We start from the raw sequence: 23,600 nt of genomic DNA on the forward strand, positions 1-23,600 counted from the left end.
GCTCCGCGACCGGCCGCCAGTGGCCTTCCGCTGCTTTACACCCGGCGCGCGCGCCCCGCTCAACCGTCCGTCGGCGCCGTGGCCTCCATCCGACCGGCGGCATTGCGGATGGCGCCGAGCTCGGCGAGCACGGCGGTCGCGTAACAGCCGGCCGGCAACGCGAACGCCAGCGTCAGCGTGGCGGCATCGGGCCACGCCCACGCCAGCGCGCCCGGCAGCAGGCGGGTGGCGCGCCGGTCCTGTTCCAGCCCCGCGTGTTCGAGTCCGGCCCGCAGCGCGGCCGCCTCGGGATCGTCCAGCGCCGCAAGCTCGCAGGCGCGCGCCTCGCCGGCGCTGCGCAGCGCGCCGCGTCCCCACAGCGGCGCGGTCGGATGGATATCGTGCGCGGCGGCGCGCGCATCGAGTTCGGCGCTGCGCGCCTCGGGTCCGAACACACTGCGCGTGCCGGCCAGCATCCACACCTCGCCGTCGAGCCCCCTCGCCCAGGACCCGGCGCCGACGCGCGCCGCCAGCACCCGGTTGAACAGCGCCGAGCGCGCCGACGACAACAGCATCGCCCGTTGCTCGCGCGCGATCCGCCGGCGCGGCGCAGCGAACATCGCCAGCGCCTTGGCGGTGTTGCCGCCGCCGTGGCCGAAACGCTGCTCGCCGAAATAATTCGGCACACCCGCATCGGCAATACGTCGCAGACGCGCGTCGATCGCGGCCGCATCGCCTTCCACCTCGCGCAGCGTCAGCACGAAGCGGTTACCGGCCAGCGCGCCGCGCGGCAGCTTGCGCGAATGGCGCGCCGCAGCCAGCACACGCAGGCCCTGCCCCACGCCCGCCGCCATCGCTTCGAGCGCGGCGATTTCGGGGTCGGCACGCCCCGGCAGTTGCACGCTGAAGCGCTGGGTGGTCAGCGCGTGCCGGTCCTTGAGCCCGGCGTAGCCGACCGCGCGCTCGTCCACGCCCGCCCACTGTGCGAGCAGGCGGGCGACGAAGGCCGTGTTCATGCCGCGCTTCTCGATGGTGAGCAGCAGGTGCTCGCCCTGCCCGCTGGGCGCGAACGCATCGAGTTCGTCGACCCGGAAATCCTCGGCGTCCTGGCGGATCGTCGCCGTCAGCACCGCGTCGCCGTGCGCGCGCGGCGCAGCGTCGACTGCGCTCATGCCGCGACGAGCAGGCACACCGCCTGCGCGGCGATGCCCTCGCCGCGACCGGTGAAGCCCAGGCGCTCGCTGGTGGTGGCCTTGACCGAGACCCGGTCCACGTCGATGCCGAGATCGGCGGCGATCGTCTCGCGCATCGCCTGCGCGTGCGGCCCGATTTTCGGGCGCTCGCAGATCACGGTGACGTCGGCATTGCCGACCTGCCAGCCGCGCGCGGCGAGCAAGCCGTTGCAGTGGCGCAGCAAGGCGCGGCTGTCGGCGCCCTTCCAGCGGTCGTCGGATGGCGGGAAATGCACACCGATGTCGCCGAGTGCGAGCGCGCCGAGCATCGCGTCGCAGAGCGCGTGCAGGGCGACGTCACCGTCGCTGTGCGCGAGCACGCCCTGGCTGTGCGGCACGCGCACGCCGCCGATCATGACGTGGTCGCCGTCGCCGAAGGCGTGGACGTCGATGCCCTGACCGATACGGAAGCTGGGAACTGAAGACATGGAGGAACGCTCGGATAAAAGGAGATGCGGGATCACCGCCCGCGCCGCACGACGCCGCGCGCGGGCATCACCGGTGGCGCTGCGCCAGCACGAATTCGAAACGGGCCAGATCGGCCGGCGTGGTGATCTTGAAATTGTCGTCGGCGCCTTCCACCAGCAGCGGGCGCGCGCCCTGCCGTTCCATCGCCATGGCCTCGTCGGTGACGGCGACTCCGGCCGCGGCCGCGGCCTCGAGTGCCCGCGCGAGTTGCAGGCGGCGGAACAGCTGCGGCGTCAGCGCACGCCACAGGCGCTCGCGTGGCTCGGTGCCGTCGATGCCGCCGTCGTCGCCCGCGCGCTTGAGCGTGTCGCGCACCGGGGCGGCGAGGATCGCACCCACCGGATCGGCGCGGCCGCGCTCGAGCAGCGCGTCGAGATCGGCCTGGGCGAGGTTCGGACGCGCGGCGTCGTGGACCAGCACGAAATCGTCGGCGCGCACCGTGTCGGGCAGCGCCGCCAGGCCCGCGAACACCGAATCGGCACGCGTCTCGCCGCCGGTCGCGCGCAGCAGCGGCTTGCCGTGCGTCGCGGCGCCGAGATCCGTCAGGTGCTCGACGGTGTCGTGCGCACCGCTCACCAGCACCACGCCGGCCACACCGGGGTGCACGGTCAGCGCGGCGAGCGTATGCGCGAGCACGCTGCGGCCGCCCACCTGCAGGTACTGCTTGGGAACATCGCCACCGAAGCGCGCACCGCGCCCGGCGGCAGGCACGATGGCCCAGGTCACGGCGGATCGCTCCGTGCCGCGTCCGGGTCGAGGCCGTGCTCGACCGGAAGCGGCGCGAGCCGCGCATCGTCGACCACGCGGTAGAAGGTTTCACCCGGCTTGATCATGCCCAGCTCACCCCGCGCGCGCTCCTCGATCGCGGCCTCGCCCGATTTCAGATCGGCGACCTCGGCCGCCAACGCGTCGTTCCGCTGCTGCAGCCCCTCGTTCTGGCGCGCCTGCGCCTCGACGCGTCCGCGCAGTTCCTCCACCTGCGTGGTGCCACCCACGCCGAACCACAGCCTGTACTGCAGCCACGCGAGCAGCCCGGCCAGGCCCAGCAGCACCAGAAGGAACGCGCGGACGCGCATGGCGATGTCGGCTCCGGGCTCAGCGCGTCAGCGAGACGAACGCATCGCGGCCGGCGTAGCGCGCGCCGGCGCCGAGGGCTTCCTCGATGCGCAGCAACTGGTTGTACTTGGCCACGCGGTCGCTGCGGCACAGCGAGCCGGTCTTGATCTGCGTGGCCGTGGTGGCGACTGCGATGTCGGCGATCGTCGTGTCCTCGGTCTCACCGGAGCGGTGCGAGACGACCGACGCGTACTTCGCCGCGTCGGCCATCGCGATGGCTTCGAGCGTCTCGGTCAGTGTGCCGATCTGGTTGACCTTGATCAGGATCGCATTCGCGGTCTTCGAATCGATGCCGTCCTTGAAGATGCGCGGGTTGGTGACGAACAGATCGTCGCCCACCAGCTGCACCTTGTCGCCGATGCGGTCGGTCAGCTGCTTCCAGCCGGTCCAGTCGTCCTCGGCCATTCCGTCCTCGATCGTGATGATCGGGTACTGCGCGGCCCAGTCGGCGAGGAAGTCGACGAACTGCTCGCCGGTCAGGCGCTTGCCCTCGCCGACCAAGTGGTACTTGCCGTTGTCGAAGAACTCACTCGACGCGACGTCCAGGCCCAGCAGCACGTCGTCCCCGGCGCTGTAACCGGCCTTGCCGATCGCTTCGAGAATCGTGTCCAGCGCTTCGACGTTGCTGCGGAAGTCGGGTGCGAAGCCACCTTCGTCGCCGACCGCGGTGCTCAGGCCGTGGCCCTTGAGTACGGACTTGAGCGCGTGGAAGATTTCGGTGCCCGCGCGCAGCGACTCGGAAAAGCTCGAAAAGCCGACCGGCAGCACCATGAATTCCTGGAAATCGACGTTGTTGTCGGCATGCGCGCCGCCGTTGATGATGTTCATCATCGGCACCGGCAGCACCGGCGCGCGGTCACCGGCCAGCAGTTTCCACAGCGGGATCTTCTTCGACGCCGCCAGCGCATGCGCATTCGCCATCGACACGGCGAGCAGCGCGTTCGCGCCCAGCCGGCCCTTGTTCTCGGTGCCGTCGAGATCGATCAGCCGCTTGTCGAGACCGGCCTGGTCGGCCGCGTCGAGGCCCTTGAGGGTTTCGGCGATCGTGCCGTTGACGTTCTCGACGGCCTTGCGCACGCCCTTGCCGAGATAGCGCGTCTTGTCGCCGTCGCGCAGCTCCACCGCCTCACGCGCGCCGGTCGAGGCGCCGGACGGCACCATCGCGCGGCCGAAGCTGCCGTCTTCGAGGGTGACTTCGGCTTCGAGGGTCGGATTGCCGCGGGAATCGAGGATTTCACGGGCGTGGATCTTGGCGATGGCGGTCATGGCGTCCTTTTCGGTCTCGATGTAGGAAATTTCAGAACAAAAACAGGCAGTGCCCGGAATCAGCGCTGGAGCAGGGGCACGCCGGCGTCGCGCGCACCCGGCAACGCGGGCAGCGCATCAGGCCGTCAGTTCGGTCTCGGCGAAGGGATGGCGCTTGGTCAACGCATCCAGCTCACGCATCGTCTCCAGCAGCGCGCGCATGCGGTGCAGCGGCCAGGCATTCGGGCCGTCGCTGAGCGCTTCTTCGGGCCTGGGATGCGTTTCCATGAACACACCCGCCACACCGACGGCGATCGCCGCACGCGCCAGCACCGGCACGAACTCGCGCTGGCCGCCGCTGGACGTGCCCTGCCCGCCGGGCAGCTGCACCGAATGGGTGGCGTCGAACACCACCGGACAGTGCGTCTCGCGCATCACCGCCAGCGAGCGCATGTCGCTGACCAGGTTGTTGTAGCCGAAGCTCGCGCCGCGCTCGCAGACCATGATCTGGTCGTTGCCGGTGGACTTGGCCTTCTCGACCACGGGTTTCATGTCCCACGGCGAGAGGAACTGGCCCTTCTTGATGTTGACCGGCTTGCCGGCGGCGCAGACATTCTTGATGAAATCGGTCTGGCGCACGAGGAAGGCCGGCGTCTGCAGCACGTCGACGACCGAGGCCACCTCGTCCATCGGGGTGTATTCGTGGACGTCGGTCAGCACCGGCACGCCGAGCTGGCGCTTCACCTCGCTGAGCACGCGCAGGCCTTCTTCCATGCCGGGGCCACGGAAGCTCGTGCCCGAGGTGCGGTTGGCCTTGTCGAAACTCGACTTGAAGATGAAGTGGATGCCGAGCTCGGACGTGATCTCCTTCAGCTGGCCGGCGACGTCGAGCTGCAGCTGCTCGGACTCGATCACGCACGGTCCGGCGATCAGGAAGAACGGCCGATCGAGGCCGACCTCGAACCCACAAAGCTTCATGCGTGTGCCTCCTTGAGGCGCGTGGCATCGACCGCCGCGCCGCCGGCCCGACGTGCGCGCGCCGCGCCCACGAAGCCGACGAACAACGGGTGTCCGCCGCGCGGCGTGGACAGGAATTCGGGATGCGCCTGGCAGGCGATGAACCACGGGTGCTGCGGCAGTTCGACCATCTCCACCAGAAGGTCGTCCATCGACTTGGCCGAGATCACTAGGCCGGCCTCCTCGAGCTGGGTGCGGTAGCGATTGTTGAACTCGTAGCGGTGACGGTGGCGCTCGCCGACGACGTCCTGGCCGTACACCTCGCGCGCCTTCGTGCCGGGCTTGAGCCGTTGCTCCTGCAGGCCGAGGCGCATCGTGCCGCCGAGATCGCTCTTCTCGTCACGCCGTTCGACCTCGCCCGACTGGGTGCGCCACTCGGTGATCAGGCCGATCACCGGATGCGGCGACTGGCGGTCGTTCTCGGTGCTGTTGGCGCCCTCGAGACCGGCGACATTGCGCGCCATGTCGACCACGGCCGCCTGCATGCCGTAACAGATGCCGAAATACGGCAGGCCGGTTTCGCGGGCGTACTGCGAGGCCAGCACCTTGCCCTCGAAGCCGCGATCGCCGAAGCCGCCGGGCACCAGCACGCCATCGACGTCGCCGAGCCACGCCGCCGCGCCGTCGCGCTCGATGTCCTGGGATTCGATCCACTTCAGGCTCACGCGCGTGCGCTGGCGGATGCCGCCGTGCTTGAGCGCCTCGCCGACCGACTTGTAGGCGTCCTTGTGGTCGACGTACTTGCCGACCACACCGATGGTCACCTCGTCGGCGGGATGCTCGACCGCGTTGACGACGTCGATCCAGTCCGACAGATCGGCCGTCGGGGCCGCCTTGGCGTCCAGGCGCAGGCGCTCGACGACCAGCTGGTCCAGCCCCTGGGCATGCAGCCACATCGGAATCTTGTGGATGTTGTCGAGATCGACGGCCGAGATGACCGCCTTTTCCGACACGTTGGTGAAGGACGCGATCTTGCGGCGCTCGCCGTCGGGCAGCGGCTGCTCGCTGCGGCACAGCAGGATGTCGGGCTGGATGCCGATCGAGCGCAGTTCCTTGACCGAATGCTGGGTGGGCTTGGTCTTCAGCTCGCCGGCGGCCGCGATGTACGGCACCAGGGTCAGGTGCATGAAGACGGCCTTCTCGCTGCCGCGGTCGGTGCGGATCTGGCGGATCGCTTCGAGGAACGGCAGCGACTCGATGTCACCGACCGTGCCGCCAATCTCGACCAGGGCCACGTCGAAGCCCTGGGTGGCCTCGTCGATCGCGCGCTTGATCGCATCGGTGATGTGCGGGATGACCTGCACGGTCGCGCCGAGGTAGTCGCCGCGGCGTTCCTTGCGGATCACGCTCTCGTAGATCTTGCCGGTCGTGATCGAGTTCTTGCCCGACAGGCGCACGTTGATGAAGCGCTCGTAGTGGCCGAGATCGAGATCGGTTTCCGCCCCGTCGTCGGTCACGTAGACCTCGCCGTGCTGGAACGGGCTCATCGTGCCCGGATCGACGTTGATGTAGGGATCGAGCTTCATCATCGTCACCCGCAGGCCGCGGGCTTCGAGGATGGCGGCGAGCGACGCGGCCGCGATGCCCTTGCCGAGGGAAGAAACCACGCCGCCGGTGACGAAGACGAGCGGAGTGACGGAACTGTTGGGGAGAGTCATGAGCACAGCGGGTCGCTGGAAAGCCCCATTCTACAGGCTGGCGCCGGCGGGCGCCCGGTCCGGTGACCGCGGCGCGCATCGCGAGGGCCGTGAACGCGAACGCCCCGGCAGTGCCGGGGCGCTCGGTCACGCGGACTGCCGCCTGGATCAGGCCGGATCGCCCTCTTCCTCTTCCTCGATCTCGGCAGCCTGCTGCTCGGCCTCGGCCTGGGCGTCATAGGCCTCGTTGACCGCGTCGGCCGCATAGCTGCTCTCCACGGCGGCGTTCTGGGCGGCGGCCTCGGCGGCCTGGGCCGCGGCTTCGGCCGTCTGTGCATCGGTCTCGGCCTGCTGGGCGGCGGCCTGCGCGGCGCGTGCCTCCTGCTCGATCGTCGCCTCCTGGGCGAAGGCCGGCGCGGCGAAGGCGGCGGACACGAGGGCGGCGAACAGAACGTGGCGGGTCTTCATTGGACTCTCCCTGGAACGGAATGAACGAACAACGGTAAGGGGTTCTGAGGCGTCGGCAGGCGGGGGAACCGGCCGGCGCACGTCGATGCGGTGACGCGTCGACGGCCCCAACCTGCCAGACGAAAACCGGCCGCGCCCTGAACAACGCGCGCGTTACCTCGTGCGCACACGCCCTTAACGGAACTGCAAGCGGTTACATGCGGTCGGGCCGGGATTTGCGCGATTCCGCGCGTCCGGCGTCCCGGAACGCACGATCCATTACCATGCGCCGGTCTTTCCGCTCCGGGCACGCATGAACACCCGCTACAACGCCGCCGACATCGAAGTCCTATCCGGCCTGGATCCGGTCAAACGCCGTCCGGGCATGTACACCGACACCGCGCGCCCGAATCATCTGGCGCAGGAAGTGATCGACAACGCCGTCGACGAGGCCCTGGCCGGACACGCCCGCGAGATCGCGGTGACCCTGTTCAAGGACGGCAGCTGCGAGGTGGCCGACGACGGCCGCGGCATGCCGGTCGACATCCACCCGGAAGAGAAGATTCCGGGCGTCGAACTGATCCTCACCCGCCTGCACGCGGGCGGAAAGTTCAGCAACAAGAACTACACCTTCAGCGGCGGCCTGCACGGTGTCGGCGTGAGCGTGGTCAACGCCCTCTCGACGCTGGTGGAAGTGCACATCAAGCGCGAAGGCCAGGAACACCGCATCACCTTCCGTGACGGTGACCGCGCCACGCCGTTGGAAGTCGTCGGCACCGTCGGCAAGAAGAACACCGGCACCCGCGTGCGCTTCTGGGCCGACCCGAAGTATTTCGACACGCCGAAGTTCAGCGTGCGCGCCCTGCGTCACCTGCTGCGCGCCAAGGCCGTGCTGTGCCCGGGCCTCACCGTCACCCTGCTGGACGAGGCCACCGGCGAGCGCGACCAGTGGCTGTTCGAGGACGGCCTGCGCGACTACCTCAAGGGCGAACTGGCCGAGCGCGAGCTGCTGCCGCCGGAGCTGTTCGTCGGCGCACTGAAGAAGGACACCGAGACCGTCGACTGGGCAGTGGCCTGGGTGGTCGAAGGCGAGCTGGTGCAGGAGAGCTACGTCAATCTGATTCCGACCGCGCAGCACGGCACCCACGTCAACGGCCTGCGCACCGGCTTCACCGATGCGCTGCGCGAGTTCTGCGATTTCCGCAACCTGCTGCCGCGCGGGGTGAAGCTGGCGCCGGAAGACGTGTGGGACCGCGTCGCCTTCGTGCTGTCGATGAAGATGACCGACCCGCAGTTCTCCGGCCAGACCAAGGAGCGGCTGTCGTCGCGCCAGGCCGCGGGCTTCGTCGAGGGCGCGGCGCACGATGCGTTCTCGCTGTGGCTCAACCAGCACACCGATCTGGGCGAAAAGATCGCCCAGCTCGCGATCGACCGCGCCAGCGCGCGGCTCAAGACCGAAAAGCAGATCGTCCGCAAGAAGGTCACCCAGGGGCCGGCGTTGCCGGGCAAGCTCGCCGACTGCATCAGCCAGGATCTCTCGCGCACCGAACTGTTCCTCGTCGAGGGCGACTCGGCCGGCGGCAGCGCCAAGCAGGCGCGTGACAAGGATTTCCAGGCGATCCTCCCGCTGCGCGGCAAGATCCTCAACACCTGGGAAGTGGCCAGCACCTCGGTGCTGGGTTCGGAAGAAGTGCACAACCTCGCGATCGCGATCGGTTGCGACCCCGGCAAGGAGGACATCTCCGGCCTGCGCTACGGCAAGGTCGTGATCCTGGCCGACGCCGACTCCGACGGCCTGCACATCGCCACGCTGCTGTGCGCGCTGTTCCTGCGCCACTTCCCGGCGCTGGTCGCGGCCGGCCACATCTTCGTGGCGATGCCGCCGCTGTTCCGCGTCGACGTGGGCAAGCAGGTGTTCTATGCGCTCGACGAGGAAGAGAAGCGCCTGCTGCTCGAAAAGATCGAGCGCGAGAAGATCAAGGGCCAGGTCAACGTGACCCGCTTCAAGGGCCTGGGCGAGATGAACCCCTCGCAGCTGCGCGAGTCGGCGATCCATCCCGACACCCGCCGCCTGGTGCAGCTGACCATCGACGACGATCTGCAGACGCGTTCGCTGGTCGACATGCTGCTGGCGAAGAAGCGCGCCGGGGACCGCAAGGCCTGGCTGGAAACCAAGGGCGACCTGGCGACGCTGGAGGTCTGAAGGCGATTCGGGCGGCGCGTCGCGCGGGCGATCGGGTCATGGCCGAGGTCCGATCGGGCTGCGCCCCGGGCGGCCGACACTGCGCGGCCTGTCCGACTGCCGCCCGCGTCGCGCCGAGGCGTGCAGGCATCGCCGTGACGGCGCCTCGCGTGGCCGCGAAAGCGCACGTGGCCGGGTCCGCCCATAACGGTTCCCTAACGCCTGAATGCGCACATCTCGGCAGACTGATGCGATGTCATTGCCCGACCGCCATCTCGACCTGGGCTGCGGCGACGCGCCCCGCAACCCCTACAACCGCGCGCAGCTGTGCGGCGTCGACATCCGCGCGCCCGGGGGCGCCGTCGCGCACGAACACCGCACGGCGAATCTGGTCGTCGATCCGATTCCCTACCCCGACGCCAGCTTCGGTTCGGTCTCGGCCTATGACTTCATCGAACACGTGCCGCGGATCTTCCCCGACGGCCAGGGGGGCACGCGCTTTCCCTTCGTCGAGCTGATGAACGAGATCTGGCGCGTGCTCGCCCACGACGGGCGCCTGTACGCGCTGACGCCGGCGTTTCCGCATCCCGATGCCTTCGTCGATCCCACGCACGTCAACATCATCACCGACGACAGCCATCACTATTTCTGCGGCCCCGCACCCGACGGCCGGATGTACGGCTTCCACGGCCACTTCGAGATCGAGCGCGTGGTCCGCACCGAACGTGGCGCGGCCTACAGCGCCCTTCCCGGCGCGCCCCAGAACCACGGTGCGCGCAAGCTCGCCGCACGGGCGCTGCGCCGCTGGATGCGCTGGCTGCGCGGCCGTGCCCACACGCCGCGCGCGCCGTATCTGTTGTGGGAACTGCGCGCGGTCAAACCGCACGGCTGAGCGCCGTCAGCCCTGGTCGGCGGCATCGACCACCGGCTTCGGAATGCGGTGCGTCGGGCCCAGCTGGGCGAAGATCGCCGCCGATGCCAGGGTCAGTGCGCCGATGCAGACGAACGTCCAGCGAAATGCCGCGAGCACCGGCGCCGCATCCGCGGGCTCGCCGCCGAAGGCGCCGAGCAGGCCGCCCGCGGTCGCGACGCCCAGGCTCATCGCCAGCATCATCACCATCGACAGCAGGCTGTTGCCCGCGCTCGCCTCGGGGCCGGACAGATCCCGCAGCGCCAGGGTGTTCATCGCGGTGAACTGCAGCGAATTGACCGCGCCGAACAGCGCGAACTGCAGCACGTGCATCCAGGCCGGCTGGCCCGCATCGACCAGCGCGAAGCTCGCCATCGTCAGTCCGGTCAGCACGGTGTTGACCACCAGCACGTTGCGGTAGCCGAAGCGCCGCACGAGCGGCACGACGATGCGCTTGGAGAACATGCCCGCGAGCGCGACCGGAATCATCATCAGTCCCGCGCGTGTCGGCGCATACCCGAGCGCGACCTGCAGCAGCAGCGGAATCATGTACGGCATGCCGCTGCTGCCCAGACGTGCGAACAGGTTGCCGAGCAGGCCGACACTGAAACTGCGCGTGCGGAACACCGTCAGCGGAAACAGCGGCGCGGCGGCGCGTGCGGCGTGCAGCCAGTACGCCACCAGCGCGGCGAGTCCGGTCACCAGCAACACGATCAGCGCCGCCTGACGGGCCGCGTGTCCGGACAGCGCCTCCACCGACAGCGAGATCGCGATCATGCCGAAGGCCAGCAGGCCGTAGCCGGGCAGATCGAAGCGCGAGACCGGCGCTCGCAGGTCGGGCATCCAGCGCAGCGCGGCGATCGCCCCGGCGATGCCCAGCGGCAGGTTGATCAGGAAGATCCAGTGCCAGGACGCGGCCTCGGTCAGCCAGCCGCCGAGCGCCGGACCGATCAACGGCCCGATCAGCCCGGGCACGGTGACGAAGCTCATCGCCGCGAGAAAGGCCGTGCGCGGCACCGCGCGCAGTACCGCGAGGCGCCCGACCGGCAACAGCATCGCGCCGCCGATGCCCTGCAACACGCGCGCGGCGACCAGGGTGTCGAGATCCGGCGACAGTGCGCACGCCAGCGAGCCGGCGGTGAAGAGCGCGATCGCCGCGACGAACAGCCGCCGCGTGCCGAGCCGGTCGGCCAGCCAGCCCGAGGCCGGGATCAGCATCGCGACGGTCAACGCGTAGGCGACGACGACCGATTGCATCCGCAGCGGCGACTGGCCGAGATCCACCGCCATCGACGGCAGCGCCGTGTTGACGATCGTGGTGTCGAGCATCTGCATGAACACCGCGGCGGCGACGAGCCACAGCATCGGCCGGAATGGGCGCAGCAGTTCGGAATCGCCCGCGCCGCGGCCCGCACCCGAACCGCGTGGCGGGCGCGCGGCGCTCATGCCTTGCGCGCGTGCCCGATCGCCGCGTCCAGCAGCGCGCGCAGGACCGGCGTCAGCGCCGCGGCACGCTCGGCATCCCAGGCGAAGCTGGTTTCGTCCATGTAGCAGCGCTGGCTGATCTCCAGCTGCACGGCGTCGACGCCCGAGGCCGGGCGCCCGTAATGGCGGGTGATGTGGCCACCCTTGAAGCGTCCGTTGACGATCGTGTCGTAACCGGATTGCGCCGCGAGCACGCGGCCGAGCGCCTCCTGCAAGGCCGCGCTGCAGCTCGCGCCACCGGCGGTGCCGAGGTTCAGATCCGGCAGACGGCCCTCGAACAGGAACGGCAGCGTGCCGCGGATCGAATGCGCTTCCCACAGCACCACACGCCCGTGTGCGGCGCGCAGCCGCGCCAGTTCGTCGGCCAGCGCCGCGTGATACGGCCGCCAGTAGGTGTCGACGCGCGCGGCGATCTCGGCTGCGTCGGGCGCCTCGCCGTCACGGTAGACCGGCCCGCCGTCGAAGCGCACCACCGGGCACAGGCCCGTCGTGTTCCGGCCCGGATACAGCGAGACGTCGTCCTCGGAGCGGTTGAGGTCGACGACGTAACGCGAGTGCGTGGGCACCAGCAGCGAGGCGCCGAGCTCGCGTGCGAAGGCATAGAGATCGGCCACGTGCCAGTCCGTGTCGGGCACGCGTCGCGCCTCGTCGGTCAGCCGGGACGCGATCGACGCCGGCACCCGGGTGCCGTTGTGCGGGATGCTGATCAGCAGCGGCGCGTCGCCGCGGTGGAGGTCGAGCAGATCGGTACGCATGGCGGCATTGTAGGCCGGCGTCGCCGCGGCCTCAGCGCATCAGCACCACTTCCTCGGCGCTCGTGGGATGGATCGCGATCGTGTCGTGCAGGTCATCGAGGGTGATGCCGCGTTTGAGGGCGACCGCGAATCCCTGCAGGATCTCGTCGGCCGCATCGCCGAGCAGATGCAGGCCCACCACCCGCCGTTCGTCGCCGATGCAGACCAGCTTGAACAGGCTGCGCTGGGTGGATTCCGCCAACGCTTCACGCATCGGACGGAAGTTGCTGCAGTAGATGTGCACGTCGTCGCCGTGCTGCGCGCGGGCCTCCGCTTCGGTCAGCCCGACCATCGCCAGCGGCGGATGCGAGAACACCACCGACGGCACGTTGCCGGCATCGAGCTTCGCATCCGGCTTGCCGCCGAACAGGCGGTCGCACAGCCGCCGCGCCGCCGCGATCGCCACCGGCGTCAGTGCCGGCCCGCAGCCGCAGATGTCGCCGACGGCATACACACCGGGCGCCGGCGTCGCCTGCCAGGCGTCGACCGGAATGTCGCCGTTCGCATCCGGCGTGATGCCCACCGTGTCGAGACCGATGTCGCCGGTGTTGGGCCGGCGGCCGGTGGCGAACAGCACCTGGTCGTAGCCGTCGCGCATGCTGCCGTCCTCGGCCTCGAGCCGCAGGCGCCCATCGCCATCGCGGTACAGGGCCTTGAGCGCATAGCCGAACTCGAGCGCGACGCCCTGCTGGCGGTAGTTCTCCTGCAACTGCTCGACGATTTCGGCATCGCCCTGGCGCAGCAGGCGCTGGTCGCGCACGTAGACATCGACCTGGCTGCCCAGCGCCTGCAGCACGCCGGCCAGTTCGACGGCGATGTAGCCGCCACCGATCATCGCCACGCGCGGCGGCGCCTCGCACCAGGCGAAGAAGTCGTCGGACACCGCGCCCAGTGCCGCACCCGGGATCGCCGGCCGCTGCGGCGTCGAGCCGGTCGCCAGCACGATGTGCGGCGCGGCGAGGCACGTGCCGTCGTCGCAGAGCACGCGCCCCGGACCCGACAGGCGACCGCGGGTGGGCAGCACGACGATGCCGTCGCGGTCGAGCCGCTTGCGGTAGCTGTCGTGAATGCCGTGGATGTAGCGCTGGCGGTCGGTGATGAACTTCGGCCAGTCGAAGGCCACGCGGCCGTCGCGCGGCAGGTCGAACCCCAGCTGCGCGGCCTGGCCGATGCGCGCGCCGATGTCGGCCGCGAGCCACATCGCCTTCTTCGGCACGCAGCCGACATTCACGCAGGTGCCGCCCAGGGCGCCGGGTTCGACGAGCGCCACGCGCTGGCCGTATTCGGCGGCGCGGAACGCCGCCGCGAGTCCACCGGAGCCGCCGCCGAGCACGATGAGATCGACGTGCAGCAGCGCGGCGTCCTCCGCCGACGGCGCACTCATGCGAAGCGCGCCGGCGCGTAGGGCGCCGGATCGAAACCGGTCGGGTGGCCGCAGATCAGATCGCGGACGAGATGGGCGGTCGACACACTCATGCTGACGCCGAGCATGCCATGCCCGGTCGCGAGCCAGACGTGACGGCGGCCGGGGGCCGGCCCGATCAGCGGCATGTCGTCGACGCTCACCGGCCGCCAGCCGTACCACTCCTCCTCGCGCACCGGCCCGGTCGGCACGTGCAGGTATTCGGCGGCGCCCCGCTCCAGCGCCTCCAGGCGCACGCGATTGAGCGACCGGTCGTAGCCGGAGAATTCCATCGTGCTGCCGAGCCGGAAACCGCTGTCCCACGCGGTCACGCAGACACTGCGCTCGTGCAGCACCATCGGCCGCCGCGGGGTCAGCGACGGCCGCGAATAGGTGATCGAATAGCCCTTGCCCGGCTGCACCGGCACGCGCAGGCGCAGGCTGCGGGCGAGCAGCGGCGACCATGCGCCGGTCGCCAGCAGCAGGTCGCGCCCGTCGAACACCCCGTGCGCGGTGCGCACGCGCACACCGTCCGCGGTGTCCTCGACCGCCTGCACTTCGCAGTGCTCGACCAGAGCCCCGCCGGCAGCGCGGAACGCACGGGCCAGACCGGCCACGTACCGGTCCGGGCGCAGACGCGCGTCGCCGTCGAACCGCACCGCGCCGACGACGCCGTCGCGCAGCGCGGGTTCGGCGCGCAGATAGTCGGCGCCGTCGACGGTCTCGACCGGGATGCCCAGCGCGCGCAGCTGCGCCGCCTCTTCGGCATAGGCCTCGAACTGGGCGCGGTCGCGATACACGTGGTCGACGCCCGAGGGCTCGAATTCGCAGTCGATACCGTGCACGGCGAGCCAGTCCGGAAACGCTGCGCGCGAGGCCTGCAGGATCGTCGCGCGCGCCTGCATCGCGCGCAGCCAGTCGCGACGGTTGCAGCGGCGGGCGAAGCCGAGCATCCACGCCCACAGCGCCGGATCGACGCGCGGACTCACCCGGAACGGCGCGTCTGGCGTGAACATCCAGCGCAGCGCCTTGCCGATCGTGCCGGGCGCCGCCAGCGGCGCGGCGTGGCTGGGTGTGATCGTGCCGCAGTTGCCGTGGGAACTGCCGCAGCCGGCCGTGCCTGCCTCCAGCACCCGCACGCTGCGGCCCGCCTGCAGCAGCGCCAGTCCGCTGGCGAGGCCGATCACGCCGCCGCCGACGATCAACACGTCGTCGCGGGCGCTCATGGCGAGGCCCGGTGCATCATGCGGGCGCCAGCGTGCGCCGCCACTGCGGACGTCGCCCGTACGTGGCCCAGCGCCACAGCCATTCCAGCGGACCGTAGCGATGGCGGGCCAGCCAGACGTGGCTCACGCCCACCTGTACGGCGAAGACGCCGAGCACCACGCCCGTCTGCGCCGCACGGCCCAGCTCGCCCCACAGGCCGAACCCGTAGCCGTAGAACAGCAGCGAACAGACCAGCGACTGCGCCAGATAGTGGGTCAGGGCCATGCGCCCGGCCGGCGCCAGCACGCCCAGCACCCGGGCGCCGGTGGCCGACGACCAGGCCAGCACCAGCAGCGCGACATAGGCCAGCGACAGCGGCAGGGCGCCGAGCAGCATCAGGCCCGCGGACGCGATGGCGCGGGGATCGACGATGCCGCCGGAAAAGGACGTGCCCACGGCGACGCCCGCCGCGGTCAACAGCAGGCCCGGCGGCAGGGCGATCGCCAGCAGCCGCCACCAGAACCGGCGATGCGCCGCCGGGTCGCGCAGCCAGCCGCCGCGCATCAGCCAGGCGCCGACCAGGAATACGCCGGCCGCCATCGGTACCAGCACCAGCTGGCCCTGCAGGCCGACCTGGATGTAATCGAGCAGCCGGCGACCGGTCACCGCCAGGAAGCCGCCGTCGGGATAGATCACCGCCGCGCTGGCCGCCGAGGCCGCGAACTGGGTGCGCATGTCGTCCAGCATCGCGTCCGGCACCACCAGCAACAGGCCCGCATTGGCGAGATAGAACGCCGCCATGCCGAAATACAGCGCCAGGCCCGACACCAGCTGCCACACCGGCGCCAGCCCGCGCATCACCATCAGCAACAGACCGGCCATCGCATAGGTGTGCAGGATGTCGCCCGGCCACAGCAGCGCGATGTGCAACAGGCCGAACACGAACAGTGCGGCCATGCGCCGCGAGAACACGCGCTCGACACTGTGACCGGCCGCGGCGATTCGGTCGGCCATCAGCACGAAGCCCATGCCGAACAGCAGCGAGAACATCGTCCAGAACTTGCCGGCCACCAGCACGTGGACGGCCCAGGCGACGGCATGGTCCAGCCCGGCGGCACCGGCCGGAATGCCGCTGCCCATCTCCTGCATCGGCCGCGAGAACCACTCGATGTTCATGGCGAACACGCCGAGCAGCGCCACGCCGCGCAGCATGTCCATCACGGTGAGCCGGTCGCCCGAGGCCACCGGTCCAAGTCTCGGGGTCTGCATCTGGCTCGTCCCTGTTCGCGCGTATGCCCGGCCTGCGATCGGCAGCGACCGCGGCGCGTCCGGGCAACGCGCCGCGTCGCGGACCTCAGTGCTGGTGGCCGCCTTCGCCGTGCACGTGGCCGTGCTCGATCTCTTCCTTGGACGCCTCGCGCACGTCGACGATCTCGATGTCGAACTGCAGGTCCTTGCCGGCCATCGGGTGGTTGAGGTCGACGTCGACGACGCTCATGCCGACCTTTTCGATCGTCACCGCGCGCGGGCCGAAGCTGGTGTTGAGCACCACCTGCTGGCCGGGGGCGAGCTTCTGCGCGCCGAAATGCTTCTTGGGCACGCGCTGGCTCATGCCCTCGCGGCGCTCGCCGTAGGCGTCCGCGGCGGTGACGTCGGCCTTGAACGTCTCGCCGGCTTCGCGGCCGTCCATCGCCTTCTCCAGCCCCGGGATGATGTTGCCGTGGCCGAACAGGATCGCCAGCGGCTCGCGGTCGCGCGACGTCTCCACCGGCTCGCCGCCGGCCTCCGCAACGCTGTAGTGGAAACGGACGACGCGGTCTTTCTCGATCTTCATTGGAATACCCGGTAACGCGGACAGGTCCGCTTGAGGAAAAAGGCGGGATTGCGGCACGATGCCGGCAGTTCGCCGACGGATGCGCCACGTGACCCCGACCCCGCATTATCCGGACTCCGCCACATCCGCGCCAATCATCGTCCGAGCGCTCGCGTTGACGGCCCTCGCGGTCGCGTTGTCGGCCTGCGGCCGGCCGGACGTGCGGCCGACGCCGCAGGCCTCGAGCACGCCGCCGGGGGCGCGGACCTGGACGCCCGTGGCACCGGCCGACCCGGCCGCGGCCAACGCGGTGCTGATGCGCGCGATCAGCCTGGTCGGCACGCCCTATCGCTACGGCGGCAACACCCCCGAAGGCGGCTTCGACTGCAGCGGGCTGGTGAACTACGTGTTCCGCGACATGCTGGATCTGCGCCTGCCGCGGACCTCGCGCGAGCTCTACGCCTACCAGGGGCCGAAGATCGACCCGGGCCGCCTGGCGCCGGGTGACCTGGTGTTTTTCGGCAGCGGTGCCGCGGTCACGCACGTGGGCATCTACGTCGGCGAGGGCCGGTTCGTGCACGCACCCAGCACCGGTGGCACGGTACGGCTGGACCATCTCGACGGCAGCTACTGGCAACGGACCTACACGGGCTCTCGACGCGTTCTTCACTGAATTGTGATCAGAAACGGGCACTTAGTCGCATTCATTAAGTTTTATTTAACATCTCGTGCACTTTCGTCCGGTAGCTTCCCCCGCTGGTCCGCGACAAGTGAAACCCACGTGACGATGACAGACGCACAGCCCGGCGCCCGCGCCACCCGCCGCCTCCGTACTGCCCTTGTTGCCAGCGCCCTGATGTTCGCCGCCCCCGCCTTCGCCGGCCCGGGACTCGCCGCCGACTCGGCCGATCAGCTTGAAGCGCTCCAGTCCACCTCGGTCGCCAAGGCCATTGCGGCCCCGACCGTCCAGCTGCCGCAGCCCGAGATGCTGCTGGCCAGCGACATCAACCAGCTCATCGCTCTCGAGGTCGACAAGCCGGTCGCCGCCGACGGCCGCGTCGAGAGCCTGCTCAAGCGCGCACTCACCCTGATCGGCACCCCTTACCGCTGGGGTGGCTCCAGCCCGGACAGCGGCTTCGACTGCAGCGGCCTGGTCGGCTACGTGTTCCGCACCGCGCTCGGCATCGATCTGCCCCGCGTCTCGCGCGACATGGCCCAGAACGGCGAGCGCGTCGAGCGCGCATCGCTCAATGCCGGCGATCTCGTGTTCTTCGGACGTCGTGGCAACCGCATCGACCACGTCGGCATCTACCTCGGTGAAGGCCGCTTCGTCCACGCGCCGCGCTCGGGCAAGGACGTGATGGTGTCCGAACTCGACAGCGGGTACTGGGCCACGCGCTTCAGGTCCGCGCGCCGCGTCGCCGGCGTCTGACCCCAGCCCGCGTCACCCACGCAGCAAGGCCGCCCACGGGGCGGCCTTTTGCGTTCTAGGCCGCGTGCCCTGCGGCGTGGCCCACGCGCGAACCGGCCCGGCGCGCCGGCCAGGCGACGGCACGACGCGCGCGGTGCCGACGACGCCGTATCCGACGGCCCGCCCAGCGGACGGACGAACGCGGCGACATCCATCGACCAACGCGGTGCCCGGGCGGCCGCCTGCGCCCCCGGTCGGTGGCTGACGGTGAGCGGGTCGTCCGCGACCAGGCGCGGCTCCGCGCCGTATCGCGCAGGTCCCGTGGCGGCGCGCGGCCGCCGCGTCGCCCCGTCTCAGCTGTACTGCGCCGTGCGCACCAGCAGATGCTTGGCGACCAGGCCATGCACGCGTCCGATGCCGCGCACCAGGTGCAGGCTCACGAACAGCAGCAGCACCCCGGCCGCCAGTGCCAGCGGCGTCGCCCACAGCGGGATCGACGTCGACAGGCCGCTGCCGTCCGACCAGCTCAGCAGTGTCCAGCCGTACGTCGTCACGCCTGCCGCCGCGAGCCCCGTCCACGCCGCCAGGGGCGCCGCCACCAGGCTCAGTGCGAGCGAGAAGGCCGTGATGCTGACCGAGAAGTACACGGCGCCCAGCGGCAGCATCATCAGCATGTACAGCAGCGTGCTCCAGGTGCGCACGTCGGTGAACATGTCGCCGATGCGCTGCAGCCAGTTTCGGCCGCGGGCGGCATAGAGCGGGCGCCTGGGCATGCGTTCGCCGAGCATCACTTCCACCAGCCGGCCTTCCACCAGCGACAGCACCCGCACCGAGCCGAAGAACAGGATCAGCAGCGGAATGCCGATCAGCACGAACACCAGACCCAGCGAGAGCGAGAAGCCGGCGACCACCCAGGTGAAGTAGAAGATGCCGGTCGCCAGCGACAGCACCATGTAGAACAGCGACGAATACGTGCGTGGATCGGCGGCGACGCCGAAGAAACGTCCGACCCGCGACGTGCGTGGCGCCGGTGCCGGCGGGCGCAGCGCGGTCTGAACCTTGACCTCGGTGTCGCGGTAGATCTCGGCCACCTCGTCCGGGGCGCCGTAGCTCGAGGCGACCGAGGCGATGACCTCGGCCTCGGACCTGCCGGGCTGCTCGGCCAGTTCCGAACGCAGGTACTCCTCGGCGTCGTAGAGCGCATCTTGGACCAGGGCCCGGTCGGCGCCGGCCAGTGCACGGCGCAGTTGGTCGAGATAGGCGGGAATGCTCGTGGGCAGGTGGCTGGTGTTCATTCGCGTATCCCCTCCAGGACGGCGTCGACGGAATCCCGCGTGGCTCGCCATGCGGCGGTCCACTGCTGCAGGGTGATCCGCCCTGCCTCGGTGATGCGGTAGTAGCGGCGCGGCGGCCCGGCCGCGGACGGCTCGGTGTGGCTGTCGAGCAGACCGGCCGCGCTGAGGTTGCGCAGCACCGGGTACAGCGCGCTCTGCTTGCCACTCAGCACGCCGTCCAGCGATTCCAGACGCTTGGCGATCTGGTAGCCGTACATCGGCGTGGCGCTGCGCCCCAGCACCGCCAGCAGCGCCAGCGACACCGTGCCCGCGCTCAGCTCCTTCTGGAACTTGCGCAGTTGCAGTTCGCTGTCGTCCGGGATGTCGGCCATGGCCACCTCCGCTAGGTCGAGGTCGATACTAGTGCGGACTTCGGTATAGCGGATGTGCCGCTAGTCATGCGATGCGTCGGACTCGGCCACAATCGTGCTCCCGACTCGCCGGATGCCTCCATGCCGACCACGCCGTCCCGCGCCGCGCCGCTCGCCCTTGCCCTGTCCATCGCCGTGCTCGCCGGACTGCCGGCCTGCACCGGTGCACGCGCCGCGGCGTCCGAGGAGCCGCCGGTGGAACGACGCACCACGCAGGCGCTGCTCGATGCCTCGACCTCCGCCGACTGGCGCACGCCGGACCCGGACAGCACGCTGTACATGGACGTCGCCGGCGGCCGCGTAATCATCGAACTCGCGCCCGGCTTCGCGCCGCAGCACGTCGCCAACATCCGCACGCTGGCGCGCGAGGGCTTCTGGGACGGACTCACGCTGTACCGCGCACAGGACAATTTCGTCGTGCAGTTCGGCGACATCGCCGAAGAGGGTGCGCCCAGCAAGTCGATCGGCAGCGCCCGCGCCGCGCTGCCGGCCGAGTTCGACCGCGCGGCATCGGGGCTCGCCTTCCACGCCCTGCCCGACCCCGACGGCTGGGCCGCCGAGACCGGCTTCGCCGACGGCTTCCCCGCCGCGCGTGATCCGAAAACCGGCCGCGCGTGGCTCGCGCATTGTTACGGCACCTTGGGCGCGGGCCGCGACATGGCGCCCGACTCCAGCAACGGCACCGAGCTCTACGTGGTGACCGGGCAGTCGCCGCGCCAGCTCGACCGCAACATCACCGTCGTCGGCCGCGTGCTGCAGGGCATGGACCTGCTCAGCGTGCTGCCGCGCGGCACCGGCCCGCTCGGCTTCTACGAGGATCCGGCGCAGCGCGCGCCGATCCGCGCGATCCGGCTCGCGTCCGAGGTGCCGCCCGCCGAGCGCACGCCGATCGAGGTCCTGCGCACCGACACACCGCTGTTCGACGCCGTGGTCGAATCGCGCCGCAACCGGCGCGACGACTGGTACCTGCAGCCGGCCGGCCACATCGACCTGTGCAACATCACGGTGCCGGTGCGCACGCCGCCCGCAGGCTGAGGACGGTGCGGATCGAGACCGAACGCCTGCTGCTGCGCCCGCACGCGATCGAGGATTTCGACGCGCTGCGCGCGATGATCCGCGACCCCGAGGTGATGCGGTACATCACCTCGAGCCTGCCCAGCGACGAGGACATCTGGAACCGCCTGCTGCGCTATATCGGGCACTGGACCGCGTTCGGCTTCGGCATCTTCGCGGTGATCGAGCGCGAGACCGGCCGCTGTATCGGCGGCGCCGGTTTCGCGGACTTCCGTCGCGGCCTCGGCGATGCGTTCGCCGCCTCGCCCGAAGGCGCGTGGGTGTTCGTACGCGACGCCCACGGCCGTGGCATCGCGTTGGAGGCCACGCAGGCGATGCACACCTGGTTCGATGCCCAGCCCTTCGGCGGGCGCAGCGTCTGCATCATCGATCCGGACAACGCGCCGTCACGCAGGCTGGCCGCCAGGCTCGGCTACGTCGAGACGGGGCCCGCGGTGTACGGCGACTCGACCACGCTGATGTTCGAACGCGTGCGCCCGGAATGAGATGCCCAGTCAGGCGTCGCGGCGGCTGTCGTCGCTGCCCAGCGCCTGGTGCTGGAACAGGCACATCCGGATCGCACTGCGGTAACGGCCGTCGCTGAAGAACTCGTCCACGAGCAGGCCTTCGCGCTGGAAGCCCAGGGATTCGTAGACGTGGATCGCCGCGGCGTTGTCCACGTCGACCAGCAGGAACAGCTTGTAGAGATTCAGCACCCGGAACGCGTAGGCGATCGCCAGCGCCGTCGCCGGCCGCGCATACCCACGGCCCTGGTGCGCGGGCGAGATCATGATCGCGAACTCGGCGCGCCGGTGCAGGTGGTCGATCTCGACCAGCTCGACCAGGCCCACCCGCGTGTGGTGGCCGTCCTCGACGATGAAGCGACGCTCGCTCTGGTCGTGGATGTGCTTGCGGAACAATTCCTCGAGTTCGACGAAGGATTCGTACGGCTCCTCGAACCAGTAGCTCATCACCGCACGGTTGTTGTTGAGTTCGTGGACGAAGTGCAGATCGCCGCGCTCGAGCGGGCGCAGCTGCACGTCGGCGGAATCGGGCGCCCGGGGCGCGTCGGGATCGGCGGGATTCATGCGCGCAGCCTACTCCGCGGCGCATGACAGAACGGCGCAGGCATCGTCACATCAGTTTTCCAGTGCGCTGCCTAGCCTGCACGCCAACTTCCGCGCCAAGGACCCCGACATGCCCATGCTCCGCATCCGCCTCACCGGCAGCGACGACACCGCCCGCGCGGTGATCAATCTCCTGTCCAGCGTGGACGGCATCGAGCACGTCGAGGAGATCGACGACCTCATGCCGCACATGGACGACGCCGATTCGAGCTCCGCCGGCCTGAGCGATGTCGCCGGGCCGAAGATGCACGAAATCGAGGTCGAGGTCGGCAACCAGGCGACCGCGCGCAAGGTGCGCGAAGCGGTCGAGGCACTGGCCTTCGATCTCGACGCCGTGGTCGAATTCGAGACCGAAGAGGAAGGCTGAGGGACCCGATGCGCTGGCAGCACCACCCGCGCGACGACGCGCTGGTCCACTCGCTCTACGACGAGAAGACCGGCAGCTTCCAGTACGTGGTCGCCGATCCGGCCAGCCGCCAGGCCGCGATCATCGACCCGGTGCTCGATTTCGACGAGAAGGCGGGCCACGTGGCGACCGCCAATGCCGACGCCCTGCTGGCCCATGTCGAACGCGAGCGGCTCGAGGTTGCGTGGCTACTCGACACGCATCCGCATGCCGACCATTTCTCGGCTGCGGCGTACCTCAAGGAGCGCCTGGGTGCGCCGATGGCGATCGGCGAGCGGGTGACCGGCGTGCAGGCGCTGTGGAAGGACCTCTACGGCCTCGACGATCTCGCCACCGACGGCCGCCAGTGGGACCGGCTGTTCGCCGACGGCGACACCTTCGCCATCGGTGCGCTGCAGGCGCGGGTGCTGTTCTCGCCCGGCCACACGATGGCCTCGATCAGCTATCTGATCGGCAGCAGCGCCTTCGTCCACGACACGCTGATGATGCCCGACAGCGGCACCGCGCGCGCCGACTTCCCGGGCGGCGATGCGCACCAGCTCTACGCCACGCTGCAGCGCATCCTCGCCCTGCCCGACGACACCGCGCTGTTCGTCGGTCACGATTACGGCAAGGACGGTCGCGATCCGGCCTGCATGAGCACGGTGGCCGAACAGCGTGCGCGCAACATCCATCTGGCCGGCAATGTCGACGAGGCGACGTTCGTCCGGACCCGGCAGGCGCGTGACGCCACGTTGCCGCTGCCCGCCCTGATGCTGCATGCATTGCAGGTCAATATCCGCGGCGGCCGCCTGCCGGAGCCCGAGGCGAACGGCCGGCGCTACCTGCGCATTCCGCTGGGCCGGTTCACCCCGCCGGCGGGGTGACCGCTGCAGGCGACGCCCGGGACGGACGGATCGAAGGCGGTCTGACCCCTTCCACCCGGCCGTCGTTCCCGCGGCTCACGCGGGACCGGGCAGACGGGT

General features: G+C 70.1%; 25 protein-coding genes. 8 read left to right on the forward strand and 17 right to left on the reverse strand.

The window, feature by feature from the left end; all coding sequences use genetic code 11:
- Positions 1 to 59: 59 nt before the first annotated feature.
- The 8 genes from truD to PQS31_RS03145 all read right to left on the reverse strand — a co-directional run bounded on the left by truD (position 60) and on the right by PQS31_RS03145 (position 7,162).
- Positions 60 to 1,151, reverse strand: a complete 1,092-nt coding sequence (gene truD / locus PQS31_RS03110; RefSeq protein ID WP_272761204.1) for a tRNA pseudouridine(13) synthase TruD — start codon at positions 1,149 to 1,151, stop codon at positions 60 to 62.
- On the reverse strand, positions 1,148 to 1,639 hold the full coding sequence (gene ispF / locus PQS31_RS03115) for a 2-C-methyl-D-erythritol 2,4-cyclodiphosphate synthase (RefSeq protein ID WP_272761205.1): 492 nt from the start codon (positions 1,637 to 1,639) through the stop codon (positions 1,148 to 1,150). The genes truD and ispF overlap by 4 nt, the downstream gene beginning before the upstream one ends.
- Positions 1,640 to 1,706: 67 nt before the next feature.
- Positions 1,707 to 2,405, reverse strand: coding sequence for a 2-C-methyl-D-erythritol 4-phosphate cytidylyltransferase (gene ispD / locus PQS31_RS03120; RefSeq protein ID WP_272761206.1), 699 nt, complete (start codon positions 2,403 to 2,405; stop codon positions 1,707 to 1,709).
- Positions 2,402 to 2,755 (reverse strand): cell division protein FtsB, encoded by a 354-nt coding sequence (gene ftsB / locus PQS31_RS03125; RefSeq protein WP_272761207.1) that lies wholly within the window; start codon positions 2,753 to 2,755, stop codon positions 2,402 to 2,404. The genes ispD and ftsB overlap by 4 nt, the downstream gene beginning before the upstream one ends.
- Positions 2,756 to 2,774: 19 nt before the next feature.
- A complete protein-coding gene (eno, locus tag PQS31_RS03130) occupies positions 2,775 to 4,061 on the reverse strand; it encodes a phosphopyruvate hydratase (protein WP_272761208.1) in 1,287 nt (428 codons plus the stop codon).
- A gap of 117 nt (positions 4,062 to 4,178) precedes the next feature.
- Positions 4,179 to 5,018, reverse strand: a complete 840-nt coding sequence (gene kdsA, locus PQS31_RS03135) for a 3-deoxy-8-phosphooctulonate synthase (protein ID WP_272761209.1) — start codon at positions 5,016 to 5,018, stop codon at positions 4,179 to 4,181.
- A complete protein-coding gene (locus PQS31_RS03140; RefSeq protein WP_272761210.1) occupies positions 5,015 to 6,715 on the reverse strand; it encodes a CTP synthase in 1,701 nt (566 codons plus the stop codon). Before PQS31_RS03140 ends, kdsA begins: the two co-directional genes overlap by 4 nt.
- Positions 6,716 to 6,862: 147 nt before the next feature.
- Positions 6,863 to 7,162 (reverse strand): hypothetical protein, encoded by a 300-nt coding sequence (locus tag PQS31_RS03145; RefSeq protein WP_272761211.1) that lies wholly within the window; start codon positions 7,160 to 7,162, stop codon positions 6,863 to 6,865.
- A gap of 292 nt (positions 7,163 to 7,454) precedes the next feature.
- Between PQS31_RS03145 and parE the strand changes: the two genes are divergently transcribed.
- Both parE and PQS31_RS03155 read left to right on the forward strand, forming a co-directional pair.
- On the forward strand, positions 7,455 to 9,344 hold the full coding sequence (parE, locus tag PQS31_RS03150) for a DNA topoisomerase IV subunit B (RefSeq protein WP_272761212.1): 1,890 nt from the start codon (positions 7,455 to 7,457) through the stop codon (positions 9,342 to 9,344).
- Between the two features lie 232 nt (positions 9,345 to 9,576).
- Positions 9,577 to 10,215, forward strand: a complete 639-nt coding sequence (locus PQS31_RS03155; protein ID WP_272761213.1) for a methyltransferase domain-containing protein — start codon at positions 9,577 to 9,579, stop codon at positions 10,213 to 10,215.
- Positions 10,216 to 10,221: 6 nt separating this feature from the next.
- Here PQS31_RS03155 and mdtD read toward each other — a convergent pair whose 3' ends face one another.
- From mdtD to PQS31_RS03185, 6 genes are all read right to left on the reverse strand, one after another.
- Complete coding sequence (gene mdtD, locus PQS31_RS03160) at positions 10,222 to 11,598, reverse strand: multidrug transporter subunit MdtD (RefSeq protein ID WP_272761448.1); 1,377 nt, start codon at positions 11,596 to 11,598, stop codon at positions 10,222 to 10,224.
- A gap of 77 nt (positions 11,599 to 11,675) precedes the next feature.
- Entirely contained in the window at positions 11,676 to 12,473 is a 798-nt protein-coding gene (gene hutG / locus PQS31_RS03165) for an N-formylglutamate deformylase (RefSeq protein ID WP_272761214.1), read from the reverse strand.
- Between the two features lie 31 nt (positions 12,474 to 12,504).
- On the reverse strand, positions 12,505 to 13,896 hold the full coding sequence (gene gorA / locus PQS31_RS03170; RefSeq protein WP_272761215.1) for a glutathione-disulfide reductase: 1,392 nt from the start codon (positions 13,894 to 13,896) through the stop codon (positions 12,505 to 12,507).
- Positions 13,893 to 15,140 carry an FAD-dependent oxidoreductase gene (locus tag PQS31_RS03175; protein WP_272761216.1) on the reverse strand — a complete coding sequence of 416 codons (1,248 nt, stop codon included), beginning with the start codon at positions 15,138 to 15,140 and terminating at the stop codon, positions 13,893 to 13,895. The genes gorA and PQS31_RS03175 overlap by 4 nt, the downstream gene beginning before the upstream one ends.
- 16 nt (positions 15,141 to 15,156) lie before the next feature.
- Positions 15,157 to 16,389 (reverse strand): DUF418 domain-containing protein, encoded by a 1,233-nt coding sequence (locus tag PQS31_RS03180; protein WP_272761217.1) that lies wholly within the window; start codon positions 16,387 to 16,389, stop codon positions 15,157 to 15,159.
- An 85-nt stretch (positions 16,390 to 16,474) separates the two neighbouring features.
- Positions 16,475 to 16,954 (reverse strand): peptidylprolyl isomerase, encoded by a 480-nt coding sequence (locus PQS31_RS03185; RefSeq protein ID WP_272761218.1) that lies wholly within the window; start codon positions 16,952 to 16,954, stop codon positions 16,475 to 16,477.
- Positions 16,955 to 17,108: 154 nt separating this feature from the next.
- Here PQS31_RS03185 and PQS31_RS03190 point away from each other — a divergent pair, with 154 nt between their 5' ends.
- A complete protein-coding gene (locus PQS31_RS03190) occupies positions 17,109 to 17,606 on the forward strand; it encodes a C40 family peptidase (protein WP_272761219.1) in 498 nt (165 codons plus the stop codon).
- A 114-nt stretch (positions 17,607 to 17,720) separates the two neighbouring features.
- Entirely contained in the window at positions 17,721 to 18,365 is a 645-nt protein-coding gene (locus PQS31_RS03195; RefSeq protein WP_272761220.1) for a C40 family peptidase, read from the forward strand.
- Positions 18,366 to 18,697: 332 nt separating this feature from the next.
- Here PQS31_RS03195 and PQS31_RS03200 read toward each other — a convergent pair whose 3' ends face one another.
- Both PQS31_RS03200 and PQS31_RS03205 read right to left on the reverse strand, forming a co-directional pair.
- A complete protein-coding gene (locus tag PQS31_RS03200; RefSeq protein WP_272761222.1) occupies positions 18,698 to 19,639 on the reverse strand; it encodes a sensor domain-containing protein in 942 nt (313 codons plus the stop codon).
- Positions 19,636 to 20,010: a PadR family transcriptional regulator gene (locus tag PQS31_RS03205; protein ID WP_272761223.1), complete on the reverse strand. Its 375-nt coding sequence runs from the start codon at positions 20,008 to 20,010 to the stop codon at positions 19,636 to 19,638. The genes PQS31_RS03200 and PQS31_RS03205 overlap by 4 nt, the downstream gene beginning before the upstream one ends.
- Positions 20,011 to 20,130: 120 nt before the next feature.
- Here PQS31_RS03205 and PQS31_RS03210 point away from each other — a divergent pair, with 120 nt between their 5' ends.
- Together PQS31_RS03210 and PQS31_RS03215 are read left to right on the forward strand one after the other, a co-directional pair.
- Positions 20,131 to 21,084 carry a peptidylprolyl isomerase gene (locus PQS31_RS03210; protein ID WP_272761224.1) on the forward strand — a complete coding sequence of 318 codons (954 nt, stop codon included), beginning with the start codon at positions 20,131 to 20,133 and terminating at the stop codon, positions 21,082 to 21,084.
- Positions 21,085 to 21,089: 5 nt separating this feature from the next.
- Positions 21,090 to 21,608, forward strand: a complete 519-nt coding sequence (locus PQS31_RS03215) for a GNAT family N-acetyltransferase (protein ID WP_272761225.1) — start codon at positions 21,090 to 21,092, stop codon at positions 21,606 to 21,608.
- Between the two features lie 9 nt (positions 21,609 to 21,617).
- On the opposite strand, the gene speG is transcribed toward PQS31_RS03215, so the two are convergent.
- The gene (speG, locus tag PQS31_RS03220) at positions 21,618 to 22,190 is read right to left on the reverse strand and encodes a spermidine N1-acetyltransferase (RefSeq protein ID WP_272761226.1); all 573 of its coding nucleotides are present in this window, start codon (positions 22,188 to 22,190) and stop codon (positions 21,618 to 21,620) included.
- A gap of 109 nt (positions 22,191 to 22,299) precedes the next feature.
- Here speG and PQS31_RS03225 point away from each other — a divergent pair, with 109 nt between their 5' ends.
- The gene (locus PQS31_RS03225; RefSeq protein ID WP_272761227.1) at positions 22,300 to 22,596 is read left to right on the forward strand and encodes a hypothetical protein; all 297 of its coding nucleotides are present in this window, start codon (positions 22,300 to 22,302) and stop codon (positions 22,594 to 22,596) included.
- 8 nt (positions 22,597 to 22,604) lie between these two features.
- Positions 22,605 to 23,501: an MBL fold metallo-hydrolase gene (locus PQS31_RS03230; protein WP_272761228.1), complete on the forward strand. Its 897-nt coding sequence runs from the start codon at positions 22,605 to 22,607 to the stop codon at positions 23,499 to 23,501.
- Positions 23,502 to 23,600 lie beyond the last annotated feature (99 nt).

This window comes from Luteimonas sp. BLCC-B24, from assembly GCF_028550595.1.
Lineage (GTDB): Bacteria > Pseudomonadota > Gammaproteobacteria > Xanthomonadales > Xanthomonadaceae > Luteimonas.

Excerpts from the sequence above, each read along its gene's own strand:
- truD (WP_272761204.1), bottom strand. The coding sequence starts at position 1,151 with ATGAGCGCAGTCGACGCTGCGCCGCGCGCGCACGGCGACGCGGTGCTG.
- ispF (WP_272761205.1), bottom strand. The coding sequence starts at position 1,639 with ATGTCTTCAGTTCCCAGCTTCCGTATCGGTCAGGGCATCGACGTCCAC.
- ftsB (WP_272761207.1), bottom strand. The coding sequence starts at position 2,755 with ATGCGCGTCCGCGCGTTCCTTCTGGTGCTGCTGGGCCTGGCCGGGCTG.
- eno (WP_272761208.1), bottom strand. The coding sequence starts at position 4,061 with ATGACCGCCATCGCCAAGATCCACGCCCGTGAAATCCTCGATTCCCGC.
- kdsA (WP_272761209.1), bottom strand. The coding sequence starts at position 5,018 with ATGAAGCTTTGTGGGTTCGAGGTCGGCCTCGATCGGCCGTTCTTCCTG.
- PQS31_RS03140 (WP_272761210.1), bottom strand. The coding sequence starts at position 6,715 with ATGACTCTCCCCAACAGTTCCGTCACTCCGCTCGTCTTCGTCACCGGC.
- PQS31_RS03145 (WP_272761211.1), bottom strand. The coding sequence starts at position 7,162 with ATGAAGACCCGCCACGTTCTGTTCGCCGCCCTCGTGTCCGCCGCCTTC.
- parE (WP_272761212.1), top strand. The coding sequence starts at position 7,455 with ATGAACACCCGCTACAACGCCGCCGACATCGAAGTCCTATCCGGCCTG.
- PQS31_RS03155 (WP_272761213.1), top strand. The coding sequence starts at position 9,577 with ATGTCATTGCCCGACCGCCATCTCGACCTGGGCTGCGGCGACGCGCCC.
- mdtD (WP_272761448.1), bottom strand. The coding sequence starts at position 11,598 with ATGCTGTGGCTCGTCGCCGCCGCGGTGTTCATGCAGATGCTCGACACC.
- hutG (WP_272761214.1), bottom strand. The coding sequence starts at position 12,473 with ATGCGTACCGATCTGCTCGACCTCCACCGCGGCGACGCGCCGCTGCTG.
- gorA (WP_272761215.1), bottom strand. The coding sequence starts at position 13,896 with ATGAGTGCGCCGTCGGCGGAGGACGCCGCGCTGCTGCACGTCGATCTC.
- PQS31_RS03175 (WP_272761216.1), bottom strand. The coding sequence starts at position 15,140 with ATGAGCGCCCGCGACGACGTGTTGATCGTCGGCGGCGGCGTGATCGGC.
- PQS31_RS03180 (WP_272761217.1), bottom strand. The coding sequence starts at position 16,389 with ATGCAGACCCCGAGACTTGGACCGGTGGCCTCGGGCGACCGGCTCACC.
- PQS31_RS03185 (WP_272761218.1), bottom strand. The coding sequence starts at position 16,954 with ATGAAGATCGAGAAAGACCGCGTCGTCCGTTTCCACTACAGCGTTGCG.
- PQS31_RS03195 (WP_272761220.1), top strand. The coding sequence starts at position 17,721 with ATGACAGACGCACAGCCCGGCGCCCGCGCCACCCGCCGCCTCCGTACT.
- PQS31_RS03200 (WP_272761222.1), bottom strand. The coding sequence starts at position 19,639 with ATGAACACCAGCCACCTGCCCACGAGCATTCCCGCCTATCTCGACCAA.
- PQS31_RS03205 (WP_272761223.1), bottom strand. The coding sequence starts at position 20,010 with ATGGCCGACATCCCGGACGACAGCGAACTGCAACTGCGCAAGTTCCAG.
- PQS31_RS03210 (WP_272761224.1), top strand. The coding sequence starts at position 20,131 with ATGCCGACCACGCCGTCCCGCGCCGCGCCGCTCGCCCTTGCCCTGTCC.
- speG (WP_272761226.1), bottom strand. The coding sequence starts at position 22,190 with ATGAATCCCGCCGATCCCGACGCGCCCCGGGCGCCCGATTCCGCCGAC.
- PQS31_RS03225 (WP_272761227.1), top strand. The coding sequence starts at position 22,300 with ATGCCCATGCTCCGCATCCGCCTCACCGGCAGCGACGACACCGCCCGC.
- PQS31_RS03230 (WP_272761228.1), top strand. The coding sequence starts at position 22,605 with ATGCGCTGGCAGCACCACCCGCGCGACGACGCGCTGGTCCACTCGCTC.